Source organism: Stenotrophomonas sp. 63632_Sma (assembly GCF_056482875.1).
Window position 1 is genome coordinate 3,362,137 of the sequence record NZ_CM151220.1, and the last position, 21,286, is coordinate 3,383,422.

The 21,286-nt window shown below is 67.7% G+C and carries 19 protein-coding genes; 13 read left to right on the forward strand and 6 right to left on the reverse strand.

Going from position 1 to position 21,286, the window contains the following annotated elements; translation table 11 throughout:
• The first annotated feature begins 109 nt into the window (after positions 1-109).
• Both ACZK45_RS15680 and ACZK45_RS15685 read left to right on the forward strand, forming a co-directional pair.
• Positions 110-289 carry a hypothetical protein gene (locus ACZK45_RS15680; protein WP_049398314.1) on the forward strand — a complete coding sequence of 60 codons (180 nt, stop codon included), beginning with the start codon at positions 110-112 and terminating at the stop codon, positions 287-289.
• Positions 290-324: 35 nt separating this feature from the next.
• On the forward strand, positions 325-918 hold the full coding sequence (locus ACZK45_RS15685) for a mechanosensitive ion channel family protein (protein WP_080291803.1): 594 nt from the start codon (positions 325-327) through the stop codon (positions 916-918).
• A 555-nt stretch (positions 919-1,473) separates the two neighbouring features.
• Here the strand turns inward: ACZK45_RS15685 and ACZK45_RS15690 are convergent.
• Positions 1,474-1,740, reverse strand: coding sequence for a DksA/TraR family C4-type zinc finger protein (locus ACZK45_RS15690; RefSeq protein WP_032129365.1), 267 nt, complete (start codon positions 1,738-1,740; stop codon positions 1,474-1,476).
• Positions 1,741-1,900: 160 nt separating this feature from the next.
• Positions 1,901-2,458, reverse strand: a complete 558-nt coding sequence (locus tag ACZK45_RS15695; protein WP_032129357.1) for a DUF2058 domain-containing protein — start codon at positions 2,456-2,458, stop codon at positions 1,901-1,903.
• Positions 2,459-2,520: 62 nt separating this feature from the next.
• On the opposite strand from ACZK45_RS15695, the gene ACZK45_RS15700 reads away from it, so the two are divergent.
• The 3 genes from ACZK45_RS15700 (at position 2,521) to ACZK45_RS15710 (ending at position 5,426) form a co-directional block, all read left to right on the forward strand.
• Positions 2,521-3,021 (forward strand): M48 metallopeptidase family protein, encoded by a 501-nt coding sequence (locus ACZK45_RS15700; RefSeq protein ID WP_005414217.1) that lies wholly within the window; start codon positions 2,521-2,523, stop codon positions 3,019-3,021.
• A 47-nt stretch (positions 3,022-3,068) separates the two neighbouring features.
• Positions 3,069-3,767 carry an RNA pseudouridine synthase gene (locus ACZK45_RS15705; RefSeq protein ID WP_032129355.1) on the forward strand — a complete coding sequence of 233 codons (699 nt, stop codon included), beginning with the start codon at positions 3,069-3,071 and terminating at the stop codon, positions 3,765-3,767.
• Between the two features lie 93 nt (positions 3,768-3,860).
• Positions 3,861-5,426 (forward strand): phospholipase D family protein, encoded by a 1,566-nt coding sequence (locus ACZK45_RS15710; RefSeq protein WP_346486730.1) that lies wholly within the window; start codon positions 3,861-3,863, stop codon positions 5,424-5,426.
• A gap of 3 nt (positions 5,427-5,429) precedes the next feature.
• Here the strand turns inward: ACZK45_RS15710 and ACZK45_RS15715 are convergent, their stop codons facing one another.
• Positions 5,430-6,506, reverse strand: a complete 1,077-nt coding sequence (locus ACZK45_RS15715) for an HDOD domain-containing protein (protein ID WP_032129353.1) — start codon at positions 6,504-6,506, stop codon at positions 5,430-5,432.
• A 278-nt stretch (positions 6,507-6,784) separates the two neighbouring features.
• On the opposite strand from ACZK45_RS15715, the gene ACZK45_RS15720 reads away from it, so the two are divergent.
• Positions 6,785-7,882 carry a Glu/Leu/Phe/Val dehydrogenase dimerization domain-containing protein gene (locus tag ACZK45_RS15720; RefSeq protein ID WP_125895918.1) on the forward strand — a complete coding sequence of 366 codons (1,098 nt, stop codon included), beginning with the start codon at positions 6,785-6,787 and terminating at the stop codon, positions 7,880-7,882.
• A gap of 44 nt (positions 7,883-7,926) precedes the next feature.
• Here ACZK45_RS15720 and ACZK45_RS15725 read toward each other — a convergent pair whose 3' ends face one another.
• On the reverse strand, positions 7,927-10,767 hold the full coding sequence (locus ACZK45_RS15725) for a S8 family serine peptidase (RefSeq protein ID WP_478444897.1): 2,841 nt from the start codon (positions 10,765-10,767) through the stop codon (positions 7,927-7,929).
• Between the two features lie 183 nt (positions 10,768-10,950).
• Here ACZK45_RS15725 and ACZK45_RS15730 point away from each other — a divergent pair, with 183 nt between their 5' ends.
• The 3 genes from ACZK45_RS15730 to ACZK45_RS15740 all read left to right on the forward strand — a co-directional run bounded on the left by ACZK45_RS15730 (position 10,951) and on the right by ACZK45_RS15740 (position 13,158).
• Positions 10,951-12,126: a thiolase family protein gene (locus ACZK45_RS15730; RefSeq protein ID WP_010482849.1), complete on the forward strand. Its 1,176-nt coding sequence runs from the start codon at positions 10,951-10,953 to the stop codon at positions 12,124-12,126.
• 124 nt (positions 12,127-12,250) lie between these two features.
• Positions 12,251-12,592: a hypothetical protein gene (locus ACZK45_RS15735; protein WP_004153024.1), complete on the forward strand. Its 342-nt coding sequence runs from the start codon at positions 12,251-12,253 to the stop codon at positions 12,590-12,592.
• A 155-nt stretch (positions 12,593-12,747) separates the two neighbouring features.
• Positions 12,748-13,158, forward strand: coding sequence for a hypothetical protein (locus ACZK45_RS15740; protein WP_014647982.1), 411 nt, complete (start codon positions 12,748-12,750; stop codon positions 13,156-13,158).
• 282 nt (positions 13,159-13,440) lie between these two features.
• Here the strand turns inward: ACZK45_RS15740 and ACZK45_RS15745 are convergent, their stop codons facing one another.
• Positions 13,441-15,078 (reverse strand): acyl-CoA dehydrogenase family protein, encoded by a 1,638-nt coding sequence (locus tag ACZK45_RS15745; protein ID WP_049398306.1) that lies wholly within the window; start codon positions 15,076-15,078, stop codon positions 13,441-13,443.
• A 113-nt stretch (positions 15,079-15,191) separates the two neighbouring features.
• Between ACZK45_RS15745 and ACZK45_RS15750 the strand changes: the two genes are divergently transcribed.
• From ACZK45_RS15750 to pdeM, 4 genes are read left to right on the forward strand one after another with little or no spacing between them, the layout of a single operon-like run.
• Positions 15,192-16,190, forward strand: a complete 999-nt coding sequence (locus ACZK45_RS15750; protein ID WP_336684999.1) for a ligase-associated DNA damage response exonuclease — start codon at positions 15,192-15,194, stop codon at positions 16,188-16,190.
• The gene (locus tag ACZK45_RS15755; RefSeq protein ID WP_478444898.1) at positions 16,187-17,794 is read left to right on the forward strand and encodes an ATP-dependent DNA ligase; all 1,608 of its coding nucleotides are present in this window, start codon (positions 16,187-16,189) and stop codon (positions 17,792-17,794) included. The genes ACZK45_RS15750 and ACZK45_RS15755 overlap by 4 nt, the downstream gene beginning before the upstream one ends.
• Positions 17,791-20,250, forward strand: a complete 2,460-nt coding sequence (locus tag ACZK45_RS15760) for a ligase-associated DNA damage response DEXH box helicase (protein ID WP_478444899.1) — start codon at positions 17,791-17,793, stop codon at positions 20,248-20,250. Before ACZK45_RS15755 ends, ACZK45_RS15760 begins: the two co-directional genes overlap by 4 nt.
• Positions 20,240-20,881, forward strand: a complete 642-nt coding sequence (gene pdeM, locus ACZK45_RS15765) for a ligase-associated DNA damage response endonuclease PdeM (protein ID WP_478444900.1) — start codon at positions 20,240-20,242, stop codon at positions 20,879-20,881. The genes ACZK45_RS15760 and pdeM overlap by 11 nt, the downstream gene beginning before the upstream one ends.
• A 1-nt stretch (position 20,882) precedes the next feature.
• On the opposite strand, the gene ACZK45_RS15770 is transcribed toward pdeM, so the two are convergent.
• Entirely contained in the window at positions 20,883-21,152 is a 270-nt protein-coding gene (locus ACZK45_RS15770) for a hypothetical protein (protein ID WP_032129345.1), read from the reverse strand.
• Between the last annotated feature and the right edge of the window lie 134 nt (positions 21,153-21,286).

Below are 21,286 nucleotides of genomic sequence, written 5' to 3' on the forward strand. Positions count from 1 at the left end.
ACCCGGGAAAAGGTTTAGAGCCGATCGATGATCGATGGCATGCAACCTTTTGGGTGGCTGCTGCATCCATGAAAGGTCCTTCGCGAAATTGCCGTCCAGGAGTCCTGCCATGTCCAGCCCATCCTGCGCCGCCCTGCTGGTGATCACCGCCTGTGTCCTGCTGCAGGCGCTGGGCCTGTCACTGCAGCTGCGTCCCGACAATGGCCGCGCCTGCCTGCAGCAGCACCGCCAGGAACTGGTGTGCGTGGCCTGGAACCCGGCGGTCGAATCCCCCGCACGCGCCGGGTAACATCAGGGGCCGTTCCCGCCGCCTGTTTTCGCCCCATGATGTTGTCGCTGAAGGATCACCTGCCCGCCTGGACCCACCCGTGGTTGAACTACGCCGGCGTCGCGCTGCAGATCGTACTGGTGCTGCTGGTCGCATGGCTCCTGCGCGTGCTCGCCCGTCGCCTGATCCGCCGCTTCGCCGAGCACTACACGCTGCCGCCGGAAATGGTGATGGGCGCGCGCCGGATCACCAGTTTCGTGGTCTATTTCAGTGCCCTGCTGTACATCCTCAGCCTGCTCGGCGCGAAGCCGTCGGTGCTGTGGACCGCGTTCACCGGCTTTGCAGCCGTGGGCGCGGTGGCCTTCTTCGCGGCGTGGAGCGTGCTGTCCAACATCTTCTGCACGCTGCTGATCTTCACCACCCGCCCGTTCCGCCTGCACGACTACATCGAGGTGCTGGAAAACGGCGAGAAGCCGGGCCTGAAGGGCCGGGTGATCGACGTGAACCTGATCTACACCACGCTGCAGGAAACCGGCGACGGCCACGAGGGCACGGTGCTGCAGCTGCCGAACAACCTGTTCTTCCAGCGCACGGTGCGCCGCTGGCGCGACCCGGCGCAGGCCCCCGGCGGCATCCAGGGCGACGGCTGAGGGTGGTTTTCGGCAGGGCTGCGCCCTGCACCCGCTATGAGCTGGAGCAACAGCACCAGCAACAGCAAAGGCGAAAACAAAAGCCGGCATTCCGTGGGTTGGCGGGATGGATCCGGTGGCGGGAGACGCCGTAAACCCGTCCATGGGGGCTTGGCCGCGGCATCCATGCCGCGGACACTCCCGCCACCGGACCCACCCCGCCTTCGACAGATTTCCGCGAGCTGTCGGAACGACGCATTGCCCTGGTGTATGTCGACCTGGGTCGACACGGTAGATCCACGCCATGCGTGGATGACTCATTCGATATCTGACAGATGTGTCGACCAAGGTCGACACCTACCGACAGCCGCGGAAATCTGTCAGAGGCGGGACGGTGTGGGTAGGCAGGACCGTTGGCGCCATGGATGGCGCCATCGAGCCCCCATGGAAGGGTTTACGGCGTGTCCTGCCTACCCACACCGTCCCGCCTACCTGCGGAATGCCCGCTTTTGACGTTGAAGTTGCCTTGGCTTGAAGGCTTCGGCAGGTGCAGGGCGCAGCCCTGCCGAACAACCTTTACCTCAACTGGCTGTCCTTGCTGCCACGCCGGTTGTAGCCGGCATGCGCCTGCGCTTCGTCGTCATGCGCCTGCTGGCACGCCACGCACAGCCGTACCCCGGGCACGGCCTGGCGCCGCGCCAACGGGATCGGCGCGTCGCATTCCTCACAATGTTCCAGACCAGGCCCCTCGCGCAGCTGGCGCCGCGCGCGGGCGATCGCATCGTCGACGGTGGCGTCGATCTGGTCTTGGACCGCGCCGTCTCCCGCCCAACCGGTGGCCATGGCCATCCTCCGCAGGTGTGTCGCCTGATATGGGGACGATACACCGCGCAGCAAACGGTAGCGCCGAGCCATGACCGGCAGGCCTTCAGCAAGCTGAGCAGAAGGCAGACGGGCCGGAGCAGGCCATTTGCGACTTAATCCCCTCCGTCCCCTTTTTGGCTTACCAGACCAGGTCGTCCGGCACCTGGAACTGCGCGTAGTAGGCGTCGTCCTCGGCATTGCCGGTGGAGATCTCGGCGGTCGAGCCCGGCTGGCCGTGGTCGACGATGATCGCCTCCGGGGCGCGTTCACGCACTTTTTCGGCAGCGGCGCGCGGCAGCAGGGCGTAGCCCTCGCCGTGGGCAACGATGACCAGCACGCCCACCGACAGCGCCTTGCGCAGCTTGGGGTCGATCAGCAGGGTGCGGATCGCCGCGCCATCGCTGAAGCGGTACTCGTCGTCGCCCTTGTGAGGCACGGCATGGGCCGTGATGATCTGCCGGGCCTGGGCCTTCTGTTCAGCCTGCCTGGCCTGGGCATTGCGCTCGGCGGCCAGTGCGCGGTCGCGCTCGACCTTCTCGGCGCGGGCCCGTTCAGCCTCGCGCTGGACATCGGCCGAGGTCGATTCGGCCTTGCCCTGCCGGGCCTTGGCCTGCGCGCTCGCGGCAGCGCTGGCCTGCGACTTCTTGGCCAGGCCGGCCTTGAGCAATTGTTCCTGCAGCGCGTTGGGCTTTGCCATGGTCGATGCGTACCGCGTGTAATCTTGGATGCCCCATTCTACCGACGCCCCGCCGCCCCTGCATGGCAGTCCTGAAGTACCTCACCGGCTATCCCGAACCCCTGGTCGCCCAGGTCAGTGAACTACTGGCGCAGGGCAAGCTCGGCCCCTGGCTGCAGCAGCGCTATCCCGATCCGCACGAGGTGCGCAGCGACCGCCAGCTGTACGACTACACGCAGGAGCTGAAGGACCGCTACCTGCGCAAGTCGGTGCCGCTCAACAAGGTCTGCTACGACAACACGCTGGAAGTGATCAAGCATGCGCTGGGCACCCATACCGCCATCTCCCGCGTGCATGGCGGTCGCCTCAAGGCCAGCCGCGAGATCCGCATCGCCACCGTGTTCCGCCAGGCACCAGCGGCGTTCCTGCGCATGATCGTGGTGCATGAACTGGCCCACCTGAAGGAAGCCGATCACAACAAGGCCTTCTACCAGCTGTGCCAGCACATGGAGCCGGAGTACCTGCAGCTGGAGTTCGATACCCGCCTGTACCTGACCGAGCTGGCCAACCGCGGCCAGCGCTGACCGGCCGCAGCGGCTACACTGCGCGCCCCCTGCCTGACCTTTCCGCCATGGAACCGATCCGTCTCGACAAACGCCTGTCCGCCCTGCTCGGCATCCCGCGCGGTGAAGCGCGGCGCTACATCGAAGGCGGCTGGGTCAGCGTCAATGGCGAGGTGGTAGAGCAGCCGCAGCGCCCGGTCGATGACAGCGCGGTGATCGTCGTGGCCGAGCAGGCCAGCGATGAAAAGGCCGAGCGGGTCAGCATGCTGCTGCACAAGCCGGCAGGCGTTGCCGCTGAAACCCTGTGTGCGCTGGTCAGCAGTGACAGCCGCAGCGAACTTGATGCCAGCGACATCCGTCCGCTTCAGCGTCACTTCCACGGCCTGCAGCTGGCCGCCTCGCTTCCGGCCAGCGACAGCGGCCTGGTGGTGGTCAGCCAGGACCCGGCCACGCTGGCCCATCTGCAGCGCAATCTGGGCCGCACCGAACAGGAATACCTGATCGAAGTGGCCGAAGGCGGTCCCGAGCGCGGCCCGTGGCTGATGGCGCGGCTGCAGCAGGAATCGGGCGGCGCCAAGGTCAGCTGGCAGAGCGAGCAGCGCCTGCGCTTCGCCGGCAAGGGCCTGACGGCCAAGGGCCTGCGCGTGGCGGTCACCGCTGCCGGCCTGCAGGTCGCGGCCGTGCGTCGGCTGCGGATTGGCCGCGTGGCACTGGGACCGCTGCCTGCGGGGCAGTGGCGTTATCTGGGCAGCGACGAGCGCTTCTGACCGCGAAATCCCTGCCATCCACGCATGGCGTGGATCTACTGCAGCGGGTCTATTGGCTTTCATCCACGCACGGCGTGGATCTACCATCGGGGCATGAGCCTGCCCAAGCCCCTGTGGCGACGCCTGCTGCGCGTCGCTGCGATCATCCTCGCCGCGCTGTTGCTGCTGGTCCTGTCCGGGCTGCTGCTGGCCGACCACCTCACCCCGCAGGCACAGGGCGCACCTTCGCATGTGCTGCCACTGCAGCCGGCGCAGACCCGCATCGACCAGCAGATCGTGCCGCTGCAGGACGCACACCCCGGGCAGTCCGGCGTGGCGTTCCTCAGTGATGGCATGGACGCCTTCGCCGCGCGCGCGATGATCACCGCGCAAGCAGGCCGCAGCCTGGACCTGCAGTACTACATCTGGCACGACGACCTGATCGGCCATCTGATGGCCAAGGCGCTGTACGACGCCGCCGAGCGCGGCGTGCGCGTGCGCATCCTGCTTGACGACATGAACGCCAAGGACAAGGACGCGCTGATGATGGCACTCGATGCGCATCCGAACATCGAGATCCGCCTGTACAACCCGTTCCGCAACCGCAGCGGCATCGCGCGCACGCTGGAGCTGGTGCAACGCGCTTTCAGCGTGAACCACCGCATGCACAACAAGAGCTGGATCGCCGACGGCCGCATCGCGATCGTCGGTGGCCGCAACATCGGCGAGGAATACTTCAGCGCGCGCGACGATGTGAACTTCCAGGACCTGGACCTGGTGGTGGCCGGCCCCGCCGTGCAGCAGGCCAACCAGATCTTCGACGACTACTGGAACAGCAGCACGGCGATCCCGATTTCCGCACTGGCCTCGTATACCGATGCACAGTTGCAGCAGCTGGTACGGCAGTCGGACCTGGATGCCATGCATGCCAAGGCACAGCCCTACCTGCAACGCGTGGCCGAGTCGCGCGCGCTGCAGCGGCCCAGCCCGGAACCGCTGCACTGGAGCGCGAACGTGCGCATCGCTTCCGATCCGCCGATGAAGCACCGCGATGACGATCGCCGCGGCTGGCTGGTCAGCCGTCTCAGCGACGAGTTGCGCAGCACGCGGCGCAGTGCGCTGTTGATCTCGCCCTACTTCGTGCCCGGCAACGAGGGGGTCGAGGCGCTGTCGGCGCTGGCCGCACGCGGCGCGCAGGTGGGCGTGGTGACCAACTCACTGGCCGCCAACGATGTGGCAGCGGTACACGGCGGCTACATGGGCTACCGGGTGCCGCTGCTGAGGGCCGGCGTGCAGCTGTACGAACTGAAGGCACACGGCCAGCTGGATGCCAGCCTGTTCGGCAGCAGCGGCGCCAGCCTGCACACCAAGGCATTCGTGGTCGATGACCGCCGCGGTTTCGTCGGTTCGTTCAACCTCGACCCGCGTTCGGCCTACCTCAATACCGAAATGGGCGTGCTGTTCGATGACCCGGCGCTCGGTGCACAGCTGCGCGACGAGTATCTGCGCCTGGCCGGCCCGGAGCACAGCTGGTGGCTGGCGCTGGGGCGCGATGATGACCTGCGCTGGCTGGAGCGGCAGCCACCGCCGCACTGGGTGGAGGCCGAACCCGGGGCCAGCCTGGGCAAGCGCTGGACCGCGCGGGTGATCAGCTGGCTGCCGGTGGAATCGCAGCTGTAGCGCTCAGGGCGCAGGACCCGCCTCTTCCTGTCCGGCGTCATCCCGTGTTTCCACGCTGCGCCCATGCAGGCGCCGCCAGATCCAGCGCAGCGCATGCGGCGGCGCCGAAGGCAACTGTTCAAGCAGGGCCAGCATGCGGCTCTGGCTGGCATGTCCGTGCCGGCACAGCAGGCTGGCCGCTGCGGCCGCGCTGGCCAGGCGCAGGCTGTCGGCCAGCGGGCCATCCGCCTCGGGCGCCAGCGCCTGGTGCACCGGCTCTGGCAGCTCCCAGGCCGCAGCCACGCGTTGCGCCAACGGCAGTGACCACTGCTGGAGCAGCTGCAGCGCCAGCGCCGGCTCCACCGTTTCATCTCGTGCCTGCGCTTCCTGCAGCAGCTGGCGCATCACCAGCGCGGCCCCCAGCCCCTGTACCAGGCCCAGCCACTGGGCGGCGAAGGCATCGCCGAAAGTGACCGTGCGCGCGTGGTCAGCGGCTGCGCGCGAGGCCAGCAGTGCGTGCTCCCAGATGATCGTGCTGAACTGCGGAAACACCTCGCACTGCACCTGCATCACCGGCTGCACCAGAACTGCGCTGATGATCTGTCGCACGCCTTCGGTACCGACCAGCGTCACCGCCCGCTGCAGGCTTTCCACCGGGCGCTCGTGCACCTTGTAGGCCGGGCTGTTGGCGATGCGCAGCAGGTTGCCGGTCAGCACTGGGTCCTGGCCGATGATCGCCGCCATCACCCGCGCCGACGCAGCATCGTCGTTGACCGTCTGGATCAGCTGCGGCAGCAGTTGCGGGCGGCGCGGCAGCTGACGGGCCGCCCAGTCCCGGTCCTGCAGCGCGCGCGCCACCGCCTCGCCCAACCCCGCGGCCTGCACCGCCGTGGATTCACCGGCCAGGCGCGGGTACAGGGCCAGTGCATGCAGGCCACGCTGCAGATGTGCAGCGATCTCGGCCGAGGGCAGAGCCTCGCCCTGCAGGCTGGCCGCAGCCGCCGCCACCGCCTGCCGCGACGCCGCCGCCAACCGGGACGGTGCCGTCCCGGTCGAGCGCGCCAGCCAGCCACGCAGTGATCGCCACCAGGCCGGCGTCATCGCCGCCCGCCCTGTCGTTGTGGTGCCCTTGCCGTCACTGACCGCCCTGCCTCTTCACGCGAATCCGGCCACCCGCCGTCGTCGCAGCATCGGCCGAACTTTCATCTTCTTTAACCGGAAGGCCGCCGATGTCGACGGCACCGGCCGGGGGAATGGACTAGAATGGCGCCGCGCGACCCGTCCCCCTGCACCGACGACGTCGCTTTTTTTGTTTTGGGACCCTACCGTTCACTGGCCGTTCGCTGCAGTTCGCCGCTGATCGCGCCATCGGAGACGCCATGCTATTCGAAACCCTCGCCACCACCGGCCACGAACAGGTGGTGTTCTGCCACAACCACGACGCCGGCCTGAAGGCGATCATCGCCATCCACAACACCACCCTCGGCCCGGCCCTGGGCGGCGTGCGCATGCGCCCCTATGCCAGCACCGAAGAGGCGCTGGCCGATGCGCTGCGGCTGAGCCGGACGATGACCTACAAGAATGCACTGGCCGGCCTCAACGTGGGTGGCGGCAAGGCGGTGATCATCGGCGACCCCAAAGTGGACAAGACCGAGGTGCTGTTCCGTGCCTTCGGCCGCTATGTCGATTCGCTGGGCGGGCGCTACATCACCGCCGAGGACGTCGGAACCGACGTCAACGACATGGAGAACATCTACCTGGAAAGCCAGTTCGTGACAGGCGTGCACCAGGTCCATGGTGGCTCCGGCGATCCCGCCCCGTTCACCGCCTACGGTGCGCTGCAGGCACTGATGGCGTCGATGCGCTTCAAGTTCGGCCATGAGGAAGTGGGCAAGACCAGCATCGCCGTGCAGGGCCTGGGCCACATCGGCATGGAACTGGTGAAACTGCTGCGCGACCGCGGTGCCAAGCTGTACGTCACCGACCTGGACAGCGCGCTGGTTGATCGCGCGGTCAGCGATTTCGGCGCCGAAGCGGTCAAACCGGATGAGATCCACGAGGTGAACGCCGACGTGTTCGCACCGTGCGCGCTGGAAGGTGCGATCAACGCCGACACGCTGCCGCGGATCAAGGCGAAGATCATCTGCGGCACCGCCAACAACCAGCTGTCGAGCCTGGAAATCGGCGACGAGCTGCATGCGCGCGGCATCCTGTATGCGCCGGACTATGCAGTCAACGCCGGTGGCGTGATGAACGTGTCGCTGGAGATCGACGGTTACAACCGCGAACGCGCAATGCGCCTGATCCGCAGCATCTACCACAACCTCACCCGCATCTTCGAACTGTCGCAGCGCGAGAACATCGCGCCGCAGCGTGCCGCCGACCGCATCGCCGAAAGCCGCATCCTGTCGATCGGCAAGCTGAAGATGCCGCTGGGCCGCAGCACCCCGCGCCTGGGCAACCTGCGCGGCGGTTGAACCCGCCGATGTCGCGCCGGGCATGACCCGGCGCGAGCCGTCCTTCAGAAGCCGGTGCTGTAGTGCAAGGCGGCCTGCCGCGCACCTTCGCCACCAACGCGCTGGTCGAAGCCCAGGCTCAGGCGGCCATTGCGGCCCCACCACGATTCCAGCGCCACGCCGATCAGCGCACTGCCGCGCGGCGCGTTCCAGCCCGCCAACGGCGCCCAGGCGTCGACGCCGACGAAGCTGGCCTGCCAGTCCGCATCCGCACCATCAAGCCGTTGCTGCCATTCGGCATGCCCACGCAGCGTCCAACGCCCCCAGCCGCGCTCGCCGCGGATACCGGCCAGCATCTGGCTGCGCTGCACGCGGTTGGCATCGCCCCGCAGGCCGAAACCAAAGCCGCCGAGTTCATTGAAGGCGTCGGTCTCCACACGCGTGGTGCTGGCACCGACGTAGGGCGTCATCGATGCGCCCGCACGCCCCAGCCGGTACCCGCCCTCCACGCTGGCACTGCTGAAACGGCCGCCGTACCGCGCGGAGACGCCATAGGCACCCGCACCGAGCAGCAGCTGACGATCCAGCGCGCGGGTGAACTGACCGCTGCCCACCTGGGCCAACGCGTAGCCACGCCCCAGATTCCAGCCGGCGTACAGCTGCGCCTGCGCCTGGCGATCACGCCCACGATCACCGCCGAAACTGCTGCCACCAGTGCTGCGGGTCTCGCCAAACGCCACGCCCATCAGGCCGTTGCTGCCCAGTGGCAGATCCTGGCCGGCCATCCAGCCCCGGCTGTCGGCAGCGTTGCCGGCGAAGCTGCCCTGCCCCGCCTCACCCAGCGCGCTCTGCCAGCTCCCGCGCAGGCGCGGTGCGGCCTGTACACGATCAAAGCGCTCGGCGATCGCACGCCGCGACATGTCGATGCTGTCGAAGGTCGCTGCTTCGGCTCGCGCATGCGCTTGACCGGACAGGCTCTGCAGGCTGGCGGCCAGGCCCTGCGGGCCACCGCCGGTCCACTGCAGGGCACCGGCCGCTGCACCAAAGGCCGATCCCTGCAGGCCTGTGTTTTTGTCCAGCGCTGCGAATGCACCTTCCAGGCGCTGTGCTGCCGCCTGGGCGGACGCCCCCAGCCCGCTGGCCGCTGCGGTGACGCTGACCTGGGTCAGGTTCAACCACGCGTTGTTGCTGTCATAGCCGTAGCTGCTCTGCAGCAACGACAGCCCCTGCAGGCCACTGGAGGTAGCCGGCGTACTGAAGGCGCCGCTGAGTCCGCCTGCCGCATGGATCAGGTCCTGCCGGCTGCCGTTCTGTGGCACGTAGCCGGAAACGAAGCCATGCACGCGCACGCCACCGTCGATCGTGGCATTGCCGGTGACCTGCAGCGCATTGGCGCCCAGTGCGATCATCAACTGTGCGCCGGCCTGCTGGGTGTAGTTGCCCTCGATGGTGCCGGTGGTGTTGCCGGTGGTGAGGAATACGCTGCTGCCGTTGACCACATTGCCGATCACGCGGGGCGTGCCGCCATTGAACTGCAGGCCGGTCGAATCCGGATCGGACTGGCCGAGGATGGTCACGTTGGAACGGATCACGCCACCGTTCTGCAGCGACAGGATGCCGCGTTCGATGCGGGTGGCACCGGTGTAGCTGTTGTTGCCGGCCAGCACCAGGGTGCCCCCGCCCTGCTTGACCAGCCCGCCGCTGCCGACGATATCGTTGCGCCACGCCGAGCCGGTCGAGGCCAGATCCACGTTGGCGACCACATCACCCCAGTCGAAACGACCCGGACCGTTGATCGCACGACCGATGTCGAGCAGGCCGTAGCCGAACACCGGATCCACGCCCGGCGCACCGATGTCCTTGGCGGTACCCAGCAGGGTCTGCCGCACCAGATCGTTGCTGAAGTACGGGAAGCGCTCCCAGACCAGCGCCGCCGCACCGGAAATCAAGGGCGCCGCGAATGACGTGCCGTAGTTCCAGTAGTAGCTGCCACCGTTGGCATCGGGGTAGACCGCGCTGCCGGGCGCCGCCAGGCAGTAGCGGGCCCCCTGGCCACAGGCATTGGCATAGCTGGCCAGCGTACCGGGCGCATACGGATCCACGGCGGTGGCCACCAGCCAGCCGCGCTCCAGGTCGGCAGCCGGCAGCGTGCCGGCCACGCCCTGCTGGCTGGGCAGTGCGGCCAGGCTGCTCGGCTCGCTGCGGCCATCATTGCCCGCGGCGAACACCACCAGCCCGCCATGGTTGATCACGAAGGGGCGATATTCGGCGGCCACCTGCGCGGTGGTCGGCAGGTCGGTCCAGTAAAGGCCGCCCCACGAATTGTTCATCACCTTCACGTTGTAGCTGATCAGGTCCTGGTGGACCTGCGCCACGCCCAGCGGGCCGCTGAAGGAATTGCCCTTGCCGCTGCCGTCATCGACGGGCGGCTTGTCGGCAATGATCCGTGCCGACACGATCTGCGCCTTTGGCGCGATGCCACCCGGCCAGGAGCCCGTTGCCGCGCCGGCGGCGAGGCTGGCCACGGCGGTGCCGTGGCCGACCACATCATCGACACCTAGATTGTTCCTGGCCGGATCGATGTAGTTGAGGTTGGCCAGCACCCGGCCATTCAACGCCACCGCATTGCGCTGCACGCCGGAGTCGACGATGCCGATGCGCACGTTCTGGCCGGTCAGGCCGGCAGCCTGTGCGGCGCGCGCATTGGTGACTGACAGATGCGCGTCGAAGGCCGGCTCCTGCGGTTTGACCGGGGGCGGCGTCGTCGGTGGCGGGGTAGTCGGTGGCGGCGGTGGTGGCGGGGTATCGATGCGCACGTTGCCGCCCCCGCCACCTCCACCACAGGCCGTCAGCGCTACCGCCAGCGCGGTTCCCAGGGCGGACCTCACCATCATCGTGCGTTCCATCGATTCCTTCCCATGAACGTTGTCCTGCCTTCATCCCGGCAGGCGTGCGGCCGCGCCCAGCGGCGGCCCTCCCCGACCCTCTATACTTGGGTCGACCCCCACGCAGTCTGCCGGGAAACCGGGGCACATCCAACGGCCCCCGGTCTCCTTTCCGAACATTGCTTACGCATCAACGAGATTGCCATGTCCAACATCGTCATCGCCGCCGCCAAGCGCACCGCCATCGGCTCCTTCCTCGGCCAGTTCAACGGCGTGCCGACCCCGACCCTCGGCGCGGCCGCCATCGCAGCCGCCCTGGAACAGTCGGGCATCCCGGCCAGCGACGTTTCCGAAGTCCTCATGGGCTGCGTGCTGCCGGCCAACCTCGGCCAGGCGCCCGCCCGCCAGGCGGCGATCGCTGCCGGCATCCCGCTGTCGACCGGTGCCACCACGCTGAACAAGGTGTGCGGCTCGGGCATGAAGACCATCATGCTCGGTCATGACCTGATCAAGGCCGGTTCGGCCAGCATCGTTGTCGCCGGCGGCATGGAATCGATGTCCAACGCGCCGCACATGCTGCCGAACTCGCGCACCGGCAACCGCTTCGGCAACTTCCAGGCGGTCGATCACATGGCCCACGATGGCCTGGTCAACGCTTATGACGGCAAGGCGATGGGTGAATTCGCCGAATGCGCCGTGGACAAATACCAGTTCAGCCGCGAAGAGCAGGACGCCTACGCCATCGAATCGGTCAAGCGCGCGCAGGCGGCGCAGGCCAACGGTGCGTTCGCCGATGAAATCGTCGCGGTGAAGGTCGCCACCCGCAAGGGCGAAGTCGAGGTCACCACCGACGAGCAGCCGGGCCGCTCGGACATCGCCAAGATCCCGACCCTGCGCCCGGCCTTCAAGAAGGACGGCAGCGTCACTGCCGCCAGTTCCTCCAGCATCTCCGACGGCGCTGCTGCAGTGGTCCTGCTGACCGAGGAAGATGCAGCCGCTCGCGGCATCACCCCGCTGGCCCGCATCGTCGGCCACGCGACCCATTCGCAGGAACCGGAGTGGTTCACCACCGCCCCGATCGGCGCGCTGCACAAACTGCTGGACAAGACCGGCTGGTCGCTGGACCAGGTCGATCTGTTCGAGATCAATGAAGCCTTCGCCGTGGTGGCGATGGCGCCGATGCGCGAACTGGGCATCCCGCACGACAAGCTCAACGTGAATGGCGGTGCCTGCGCTTTGGGCCATCCGATCGGTGCCTCCGGCGCACGTCTGGTGGTGACCCTGGTCAACGCCCTGCGCACGCGCGGTGGCAAGCGCGGCATTGCCACCCTGTGCATCGGCGGCGGCGAAGCAACCGCAATCGCCATCGAATTGATTTAAAAAGATTTAACGATGATTTCGCAAAAATGAATGCGGGATCGCTTGACACCCAATCTTGGCTTGTCATCATGTTGTCGGCGCGCAGCATGCGCGTTGCCTAATTCTAACGACGAGGATTTACACAATGAGCATCAACAAGCTGCTGGTCGCGATGTCCCTGGCTCTGGCCCTGGCCGCCTGCTCGAAGCAGGAAGCTGCCCAGGACGCCGCTGCTTCGGCCAACGAAGCCGCCACCGAAGCCCAGGCTGCTGCCGACCAGGCCGCCGCTGCTGGCGCCCAGACCGCCGACGCTGCCCAGCAGGCCGCTGACACCGCCGCCACCGCTGCTGACGCTTCGGTTGACGCTGCTGCCCAGGCTGGCGCTGCTGCCACCGACGCCGCTGCCGGCGCCGCTGCTGACGCTGCCAAGGCTGCTGAAGGCACCGCTGAGAAGGCCAAGGACGCTGCTGAAGAAGCCAAGAAGTAATAACTTCTTTCTTCACGCTGTTCTGGAAAAGCCGCTGGTTCGCCAGCGGCTTTTTCTTTTTTCGAATGCGCGACTGAGCCGCTGCATCGCGACCCCGTCTTCACAACGGCATGAATAGGCTGGCGTCCCCATCCATTGCAGTACCGGAGACCGCCATGAAGATTCGTCCGATCACCACCACCCTGCTGGCCGCCTCCCTGCTGCTGGCCCTGGCCGCCTGCAAGGGCCCCGAAGCCGAACAGGCCAAGCAGGACGCACAGCAGGCTGCCGACAGCGCAGGCGCTGCCGCCCGTGACGCCGTGGACAAGGCCGCCGAAGCCACCCGCGACGCCGCCGACAAGACCGCTGCCGCGTCCGAGCAGGCCGCCGCCGATACCCAGCAGGCGCTGGACAAGGCTGCAGACGCCACCGCCAACGCCGCCGACAAGGCCAAGGACGCCGCAACCGATGCCGCCGCACATGCCAGCGACGCCACTGCGAACGCCGCACAGAAGGTCGCCGACAAGGCCCGCGATGTCGCCAATGACGCCAAGGCCAACGCCGCCAAGGAAGAAGCCAAGCACTAAGCCCTACCGGCAGCCGGGCATCGGCTCGGCTGCACAGGAAAAGCCGCGGCACTGCCGCGGCTTTTCTGCTTTTCGCTCTCTGCTCTTTCTGTTGATTCCGTGCTGGACGCGTACGGAAAGTGTCCACGGACGCGCGGGTAGGTTGCGCAGGGGCGTAAGCGCCATGGATGGCGCGCCCGAGCTTACATGGACGTACTTGCAGCGCCCCCTGCGCAATCTACCCGCGCGGCCCACCCATCAGTATCAGCGCCCACCACGAGGGGCTCCGCCGTTGGCCGCCTCCTACGGCAGCGCGCGCGCCAGCATCGCCGTCAGCTCCACCCCCGCCGGCAGCGTCCCGAACGCCAGCCCGTGCTCCCCTTCCAGCCGGCTACGCACGAATGCCTCCGCCATCGGGCTGCGCGCACGCAGCAGCAGCGCCGCCTGCAGCAGCAGCGCAGTGCGCTCGCAGAACAGCCGCGCCTGCGCTTCCTCCGGTGGCGGTGCCGCTGCCCAACGCTGCAATGCCGCTGCATAGCGCCCATCACGGTCAGCCACCGATGCCAGCTCACCGCGCAGCGCCGCCATCGCCTCCGGTTCGCGCGCCAGCGCACGCAGCACATCCAGGCACTGGATGTTGCCGCTGCCCTCCCAGATCGAATTCAACGGTGCCTGCCGGTACAGGCGCGGCAGCATCGACTCCTCCACGTAGCCCGCACCGCCCAGGCATTCCTGCGCTTCATTGACGAAGGCGGGCGCGCGCTTGCACAGCCAGTACTTGCCCAGTGCCGTCCCCAACCGCGCCATCGCGGCTTCATTGGCATCCACACCGGCGCGATCCACCGCGCGCGCGATCCGCATCGCCAACACCGTGGCCGCTTCCGACTCCAGCGCCAGATCAGCCAGCACGTTGGTCATCAGCGGGTGCTCGACCAGCAGCTTGCCGAAGGTACGTCGATGACGTGCGTGGTGCAGCGCCTGCGCCAGCGCCATGCGCATCTCCGCCGCTGCACCCAGCATGCAGTCCAGGCGGGTCATCATCACCATGCCGATGATGGTGGCCACGCCGCGCCCCTCTTCGCCCACGCGCCATGCCTGTGCGCCGCAGAACTCGACCTCACTGGAAGCGTTGGCCCAATCGCCGAGCTTGTCCTTCAACCGCATCAACCGGAACGCATTGCGGTCACCATCGGCCAGCCGGCGCGGCATCAGCAGGCAGGTCAGGCCTCCCGGCGCCTGCGCCAGCACCAGGAAGCCATCGCACATCGGTGCGGAAAAGAACCACTTGTGGCCGACCAGACGGTAACGCTCGCCATCGATCGGTTCGGCGCGCGTACTGTTGGCACGGACATCCGAGCCGCCCTGCTTCTCGGTCATGCCCATGCCCAGGGTGATGCCGGCCTTGTCCGCCACCGGCACGTCGCGCGGGTCATAGACCGGCGCAGCGGCCTTGCGCGCCCACTCGGCCAGATGCGGCTGCGAATGCAGTACCGCCACCGCTGCATGGGTCATGGTCAACGGGCAGCTGGTGCCCGCCTCGGCCTGGTGATGCAGGTAGCTCAACACCGCACGTGCCACGTGCGCGCCGGGCTGCGGCTCATGCCAGGACAATCCAGCGACACCGTGCGATTTTGCCGTGTCCATCAACTGGTGATAGGCCGGATGGAACTCCACGGTGTCGATGCGATGGCCCTGTGCATCATGCGTGCGCAGCCGAGGACGATCACGGTTGGCATCGAAGCCCAGCCGGTACAGTTCATCACCGGCGAGTGCACCATAGACACCCAGTCGCGGCGCGAAGCTCGCGGCGCCTTCGCGCTGTACGGCCTCCATCAGCGCCACGTCGTCGGTCCACAACTGTCGCCCTGCGAACGGCGGCGGCTGGTTCAACACCACATGGGTTTCATACGGTGCGTTGCTGCTGAAGCTGGGTCCACTCATCCGGTCCATCCTGGCGGCAAGAGGTCTGCGGCCCGATTGTGCCGCATCGCCTGCCAAGCCCGTGTTCAGGCCGGTTCTCACCCTCTGCACGAGACGCAGGCCACAGTGACCCCATGGCAGGCAACGACGATCTGGTGGTGCTGCGCCCGGAGGGGCTGTACTGCGCCGCCGGCGATTTCCATATCGACCCGTGGCGACCGGTAGCGCGCGCGGTCATCACCCATGGCCACGGCGACCATGCCCGCCCGGGCATGAGGGAGTACCACTGCAGCGAAGGCAGCCTGCCGATCCTGCGCTGGCGCCTGGGTGACGTGCCGGTGCAGGCGCATGCCGAGGGTGTGCCGTTCCGCCTCGGGCAGGTGCAGATATCGCTGCATCCGGCCGGCCACGTACTCGGTTCGTCACAGGTACGCATCGACGACGGGCAGCAGGTATGGGTAGCCTCCGGCGACTACAAGCGACAGCCTGATCCGACCTGCACACCGTTCGAAGTGGTGCCCTGCGATACCTTCATCACTGAAGCCACGTTCGCACTGCCGATCTACCGCTGGCCGGACACGCCGGCGGTGGCTGCAGAGATCCTGGCGTGGCGCCGCGAATGCGAACAACGTGGCGAAGCCGCGATCCTGCTGTGCTACGCATTGGGCAAGGCACAGCGGGTGCTGGCCGAGCTGCTGCCGCTGGACGATCGACCAGCCTGGCTGCACGGCGCCATCGCCAATGGCGTGGCGGTGTACCGGCAGGCCGGGGTGCCGATGCTGGAGACGCTCACCGTGGCCGAGCAGGGCCGCCAGCCTGACGCCGCCGGCCAGCTGATCCTCGCGCCGCCGTCGGCTGCGGGCACGCCCTGGATGCGCCGCTTCGGCCGCCACCAGCTGGGCTTCGCATCCGGCTGGATGCAGCTGCGCGGTAATCGGCGGCGCCGCAATGTCGATCGCGGTTTCGTCATTTCCGATCACGCCGATTGGCCAGCACTGCTGCAGACCATCGAACAGACAGGCGCGCAGCGGGTGATCGCTACCCATGGCAATACCGATGCGTTGATTCCGTTCCTGCGCGAGCGCGGCGTGGCTGCCGAAGCCTTCCGCACCGATTTCGGGAGCGAGGAATGAAGGCCTTCGCTGCGCTCTACCAGCGCCTGGACCGCAGCACGGCTACGCTGGACAAGCGTGCGGCGCTGGTCGACTACTTCCGCCACGCGCGTGCGCATGATGCGGCGTGGGCGCTGTACCTGCTCAGCGGCGGCAAGGTGGGCGGTGCACGCCGGAAGATCGCCGCCAGCGGCGAACTGCGCGGCTGGATTGCCGAAGAATCCGGCTTGCCTCCCTGGTTGGTGGAAGACAGCTACGCGCAGGTGGGTGACCTGGCCGAAACGCTGACCCTGCTGCTGGATGATCCATCGCAGCCAGCCGCCGACCGCCCGTTGGCTGATTGGATCGAACAGCATCTGCTGGCCGTGGCCAACCAACCCGAGGCAGTACGCCGCGCTGCGGTCGTCGCCGGGTGGCGGCAGCTGTGCAGCAGCGAACGCCTGGTGTTCAACAAGCTGCTGACCGGCGCCCTGCGCGTTGGCGTTTCGCAGCGACTGGTACAGCAGGCACTGGCGGAATGGTCCGGCCTGGACATCGCACGCATCGCCCAGCGCATGCTCGGCGAGTGGGTCCCCTCGCCCGGGCTGCTGGCTCAACTGCTGTCACCGGACGAGCTGCCGTCCGACCGCCAGCAGCCCTACCCCTTCTTCCTCGCCTCCCCTCTGGAAGGCGATCCTGCCGAACGCCTCGGCGCGATCGACGACTGGCTGCTGGAATGGAAATGGGATGGCATACGCCTGCAGCTGCTGCGCCGGCGTGGCGAAGTCGCGCTGTGGTCCCGTGGCGAGGAACGACTGGATGGCCGCTTCCCCGAGATCGAGCACGCCGCGATGGCGTTGCCGGAGGGCTGCGTGCTGGACGGAGAGCTGCTGGCCTGGGACGAGACCGCCAACCTGCCGCGCGCATTCACCGCCCTGCAGACCCGCATCCAGCGTCGCAAGCCAGGAGCAGCGACTCTGCGCAACACGCCGGTACGCGTGCTCGCCTATGACCTGCTGGAGCACGACGGCGCGGACCTGCGTGAGCTGCCGTTGCAGGAACGGCGTACGCGACTTGCCGCGGTCATCGGTGCACTGGACGATGTGCGGATCCAGCTGTCGCCCGACGTTGCCGCCGTCGACTGGGCGCAGGCGGCGGCGATGCGCGATGTGGCACGCGAGCGTGGCGTGGAAGGGCTGATGCTGAAACGACGCGGCTCACCCTACCTGGCTGGGCGACGCCGCGGTGACTGGTGGAAATGGAAGGTCGATCCGCTCGCCATCGATGCGGTGCTCTTGTACGCACAGGCTGGCCATGGGCGGCGCAGCACGCTGTACACCGACTATACCTTCGGCGTCTGGGACGGCGACACGCTGGTGCCGGTGGCCAAGGCGTATTCGGGCTTGGACGACAAGGAGATCCTCGCGCTTGACCGCTGGATCCGCGCCAACACGCGTGAGCGCTTCGGGCCTGTACGCAGCGTGCGCGCCGAACAGGTATTCGAACTCGGATTCGAAGCGGTCAACCGCAGCAGCCGGCACAAGTCCGGCATCGCCGTGCGTTTTCCGCGCATCCTGCGCTGGCGGCACGACAAACCGGCCAGTGAGGCCGACCAGCTGGCCAGCCTGCAGGCGCTGGCGCGATGACCCGCAGCCAGGCACTGCGCCGGCTGGAAGACTGGTTCGCGGCACGCGGCTGGCGCTCACTGCCCTTCCAGCGGGCGATGTGGCGCCACTACCTGGCCGGCGAATCCGGGTTGCTGCATACGCCCACGGGCAGCGGCAAGACGCTGGCGATGTTCGGCGGGCCGTTGCTGCAGGCGCTGATCGATCCACCGCCCTCGCCCCGCCGCGCCAGTGCGGTGCGCCCATTGCAGGTGCTGTGGGTAACGCCCTTGCGCGCGTTGGCCAGTGATACCGCACGCGCGCTCCAGGCCGTCGTCGACGGCTTGGGACTGGGATGGCGTGTCGGCCTGCGCAGCGGTGACGCCAGCAACCGCGAGCGACGCCAGGCCCGCGAAGGCCGCATCGACGTACTGGTAACCACGCCCGAATCACTGGCGCTGCTGCTGAGCTATCCGGATACGTTGCCGCGCATGCGCCAGCTGCGCTGCGTGGTGGTGGACGAATGGCATGAGCTGCTGGGCAACAAGCGCGGTGTGCTGCTGCAGTTGAACCTGGCGGTGTTGCGCGATGCTGCGCCTGCAGTGCAGCTGTGGGGGCTTTCGGCCACGCTGGGCAACCTGGATGAGGCGCGCGACGTGCTGCTGCCCGGACAGCCCGACGCGCCGATCGTGCAGGGCGTGCGCCCGCGCGCGATCAGCGTGCGCAGCCTGCTGCCGGAACCCGGCGAACGTTTTCCGTGGGCCGGGCATCTGGGCCTGGCGCAGCTGCCGCGGGTGCTGGACGCGTTGATGCGGGCACGCAGCAGCCTGTTGTTCACCAACACCCGTGCGCAGGCAGAACTGTGGCATCAGGCGCTGGCCGCGGTCTGGCCGGAAGCCCCGGACACGCTTGCGCTGCACCACGGCTCGCTGGATCCAGCGCTGCGCCAGCAGGTCGAGGATGGCCTGCGCGCGGGCGCGCTGCGCTGCGTGGTTGCCACCTCCAGCCTCGACCTCGGCGTGGACTTCCCCGAGGTTGAGCAGGTACTGCAGCTGGGCAGCCCGAAGGGCGTGGCCCGCTTGCGCCAACGCGCGGGACGTGCGCGTCACCGCCCGGGTGCCAGCGGTTCCATCCTGTGCGTGCCCAGCCATGCGCTGGAGCTGGCCGAATACGCCGCGGTGCGCCGTGCATTGGCCCAAGGCGTGGTCGAAGCGCGCAGGCCGCCGACGCTGTCGCTGGATGTGCTGGCCCAGCATGCGGTCAGCCGCGCGCTGGCCGGTGGCTTCGACAGCGATGCGCTGCTGGCGCAGGTACGGCGTACCCATGCCTTTGCGTCGCTCGGCGAAGACCAGTGGCAGGCCGTGCTGACGTTCATCGTGCAGGGTGGCCAGGCCCTGGCCCAGTACCCCGATTTCCACAAGGTCGTGCGTGATGCCGACGGCTACTACCGGATGCACGATCGCCGCCAGGTACTGCGCCATCGGCTGTCGATCGGCACCATCAGCAGCGATGGCAGCGTGCGCGTGCAGTTCCTGAGCGGTGGTGGCCTGGGTGCCGTGGAGGAACAGTTCGCCAGCCGCCTGCGTCGCGGCGACCGTTTCCAGTTCGCCGGGCGCCTGCTGGAACTGGTGCAGCTGCGCGACATGACCGCCTTCGTGCGGCTGGCACGAGGGCGCGGTGATGGTGTGGTGCCGCGCTGGCAGGGAGGCCAGTTGCCACTGTCGATGCCGCTCGGCCGCGAGCTGGAGTGGGTACTGTCCGGCGCCGACGACAGTGCCGAATCACGCTGGTTGTCCTCCTTGCTGGCACTGCAGCAGCAGTTGTCGGCGCTTCCCGGCCCAGAGCATCTGCTGGTGGAAGAGGTGCGGCGCCGCGACGGCCAGTTCCTGTTCGTCTACCCTTTTGCCGGCCGTCACGTGCACGAGGCGCTGGCCGCCTTGCTGGCACTGCGCTGTACCCGCCGGCAGCGCAACAGCATCGGCTACGCGGTGAACGATCATGGCCTGGTGCTGGCACCGGCGCAGGCGATCGAACTGGATGCGGCGCAATGGCGAGCATTGTTCACCCCCGATCAGCTGCTGGACGATCTGCGTGCCGCGGTGAACCTGGGCGAGCTGGCGCGCCGCCAGTTCCGTGGCATCGCACGCGTAGCGGGCCTGCTGGTCCCCAGCCTGCCCGGCGGTATGCCGCGATCGCTGCGCCAGCTGCAGGCCTCGGCAGGCCTGCTCTACGACGTACTGCGCGAGCATGACCCCGGTCACCTGCTATTGGCATTGGCCGAACGCGAAGTGCTGCACGACAGCCTGGATCTGCCGGGACTACAGCAGGTCCTGGCAAGGATCGGCATGCAGGTCCTCTCCGTGCAGCACCCGACATCACTCACGCCACTGGGCTTCCCGTTATGGGCTGAACGCCAACGCGGGCAGTTCAGCAACGAGGACTGGCGCACCCGCGTGCAACGTGCGGCCCAGCAGCTGGAGCGCCGCCATGGCCGATGAACTGCCGCTGCTGCGCGCCGGCGAATCGCTGATTCTGCTTGGCGCGCGTGCGCTGTACTGGCCCGCGCGGCAGGCGCTGTTGATCGCCGACCTGCACCTGGGCAAGGCCGATGTATTCCGCCGCGCCGGCATCGCATTGCCCAGCGGCGGCACCGGCGAAGACCTGCAACGCCTGCAGGGGCTGCTGGACAGGCATGCCTGTCGCGAGCTGTGGATCCTGGGTGACATCCTGCATGGACCGGCGCATCGCGCTGCGTGGTACCAGCAATGGCTGGCATGGCGCGAACGCAATGCTTCGCTGGACGTGCATGTCCTGCGCGGCAATCACGACCGCCAGCTGCCGCATGCTCAGTTGCAGGTACAGATCCACGATGAAGTACGGCTGCACCCGTTCCTGCTTCGCCATGAGCCGATGCCCGATGCAGAGCTGCATGTGATCGCCGGGCATCTGCATCCACAGGTCGCCTTGCCGCCATTGCGACGGCGCTTCCCCGCGTTCTGGCTGCGTCAGCGGATGACGGTGCTGCCGGCCTTCTCCGCATTCACTGCCGGCATCGTGCCCGTGCCCGCCCGCGGCGAGCAAAGGGTCGCCTGCATGGAAAACGGCCTGGTGCAACTGCCGGTGGCTTGAATCAGGCCGGACGAATGCCCAGCTGCGGCATCAACTGGAAATCAGGCGTGTCGCCCTCACGTCGTCGCGGCAACGCCTGGATCGCCGCCAGCATTTCCTGCGCGCAGGTGCGGATGCGCGCGTGGTGCTCCGCTGATGCATGACTGATCAGGCTGCCGACATGGAACTCGAACACGTCCTCCAGTACGTCGGGCTGGTCCTCGTGCAGCATCTGCAGCAATCCGCGCAGCTTGCAGATTTCCGATTCCAGCTCCTCGACCGCGAACAACATGGCGTCCTCCTCTTCAACATCAGCGGCACATCCGGGCCGCAACAGGCCGCAACGGCAGCGCCGCCCGGGCCACGCGCGATGTTGATCACGGAAAGGAAAACGGGCGACGCGCATTCGCGTGCAACCTACTTCTC

Excerpts from the sequence above, each read along its gene's own strand:
- ACZK45_RS15680 (WP_049398314.1), top strand. The coding sequence starts at position 110 with ATGTCCAGCCCATCCTGCGCCGCCCTGCTGGTGATCACCGCCTGTGTC.
- ACZK45_RS15700 (WP_005414217.1), top strand. The coding sequence starts at position 2,521 with ATGGCAGTCCTGAAGTACCTCACCGGCTATCCCGAACCCCTGGTCGCC.
- ACZK45_RS15745 (WP_049398306.1), bottom strand. The coding sequence starts at position 15,078 with ATGAGTGGACCCAGCTTCAGCAGCAACGCACCGTATGAAACCCATGTG.
- ACZK45_RS15755 (WP_478444898.1), top strand. The coding sequence starts at position 16,187 with ATGAAGGCCTTCGCTGCGCTCTACCAGCGCCTGGACCGCAGCACGGCT.
- ACZK45_RS15730 (WP_010482849.1), top strand. The coding sequence starts at position 10,951 with ATGTCCAACATCGTCATCGCCGCCGCCAAGCGCACCGCCATCGGCTCC.
- ACZK45_RS15715 (WP_032129353.1), bottom strand. The coding sequence starts at position 6,506 with ATGACGCCGGCCTGGTGGCGATCACTGCGTGGCTGGCTGGCGCGCTCG.
- ACZK45_RS15720 (WP_125895918.1), top strand. The coding sequence starts at position 6,785 with ATGCTATTCGAAACCCTCGCCACCACCGGCCACGAACAGGTGGTGTTC.
- pdeM (WP_478444900.1), top strand. The coding sequence starts at position 20,240 with ATGGCCGATGAACTGCCGCTGCTGCGCGCCGGCGAATCGCTGATTCTG.
- ACZK45_RS15695 (WP_032129357.1), bottom strand. The coding sequence starts at position 2,458 with ATGGCAAAGCCCAACGCGCTGCAGGAACAATTGCTCAAGGCCGGCCTG.
- ACZK45_RS15760 (WP_478444899.1), top strand. The coding sequence starts at position 17,791 with ATGACCCGCAGCCAGGCACTGCGCCGGCTGGAAGACTGGTTCGCGGCA.
- ACZK45_RS15725 (WP_478444897.1), bottom strand. The coding sequence starts at position 10,767 with ATGGAACGCACGATGATGGTGAGGTCCGCCCTGGGAACCGCGCTGGCG.
- ACZK45_RS15710 (WP_346486730.1), top strand. The coding sequence starts at position 3,861 with ATGAGCCTGCCCAAGCCCCTGTGGCGACGCCTGCTGCGCGTCGCTGCG.
- ACZK45_RS15740 (WP_014647982.1), top strand. The coding sequence starts at position 12,748 with ATGAAGATTCGTCCGATCACCACCACCCTGCTGGCCGCCTCCCTGCTG.
- ACZK45_RS15735 (WP_004153024.1), top strand. The coding sequence starts at position 12,251 with ATGAGCATCAACAAGCTGCTGGTCGCGATGTCCCTGGCTCTGGCCCTG.
- ACZK45_RS15685 (WP_080291803.1), top strand. The coding sequence starts at position 325 with ATGATGTTGTCGCTGAAGGATCACCTGCCCGCCTGGACCCACCCGTGG.
- ACZK45_RS15705 (WP_032129355.1), top strand. The coding sequence starts at position 3,069 with ATGGAACCGATCCGTCTCGACAAACGCCTGTCCGCCCTGCTCGGCATC.
- ACZK45_RS15690 (WP_032129365.1), bottom strand. The coding sequence starts at position 1,740 with ATGGCCACCGGTTGGGCGGGAGACGGCGCGGTCCAAGACCAGATCGAC.
- ACZK45_RS15770 (WP_032129345.1), bottom strand. The coding sequence starts at position 21,152 with ATGTTGTTCGCGGTCGAGGAGCTGGAATCGGAAATCTGCAAGCTGCGC.
- ACZK45_RS15750 (WP_336684999.1), top strand. The coding sequence starts at position 15,192 with ATGGCAGGCAACGACGATCTGGTGGTGCTGCGCCCGGAGGGGCTGTAC.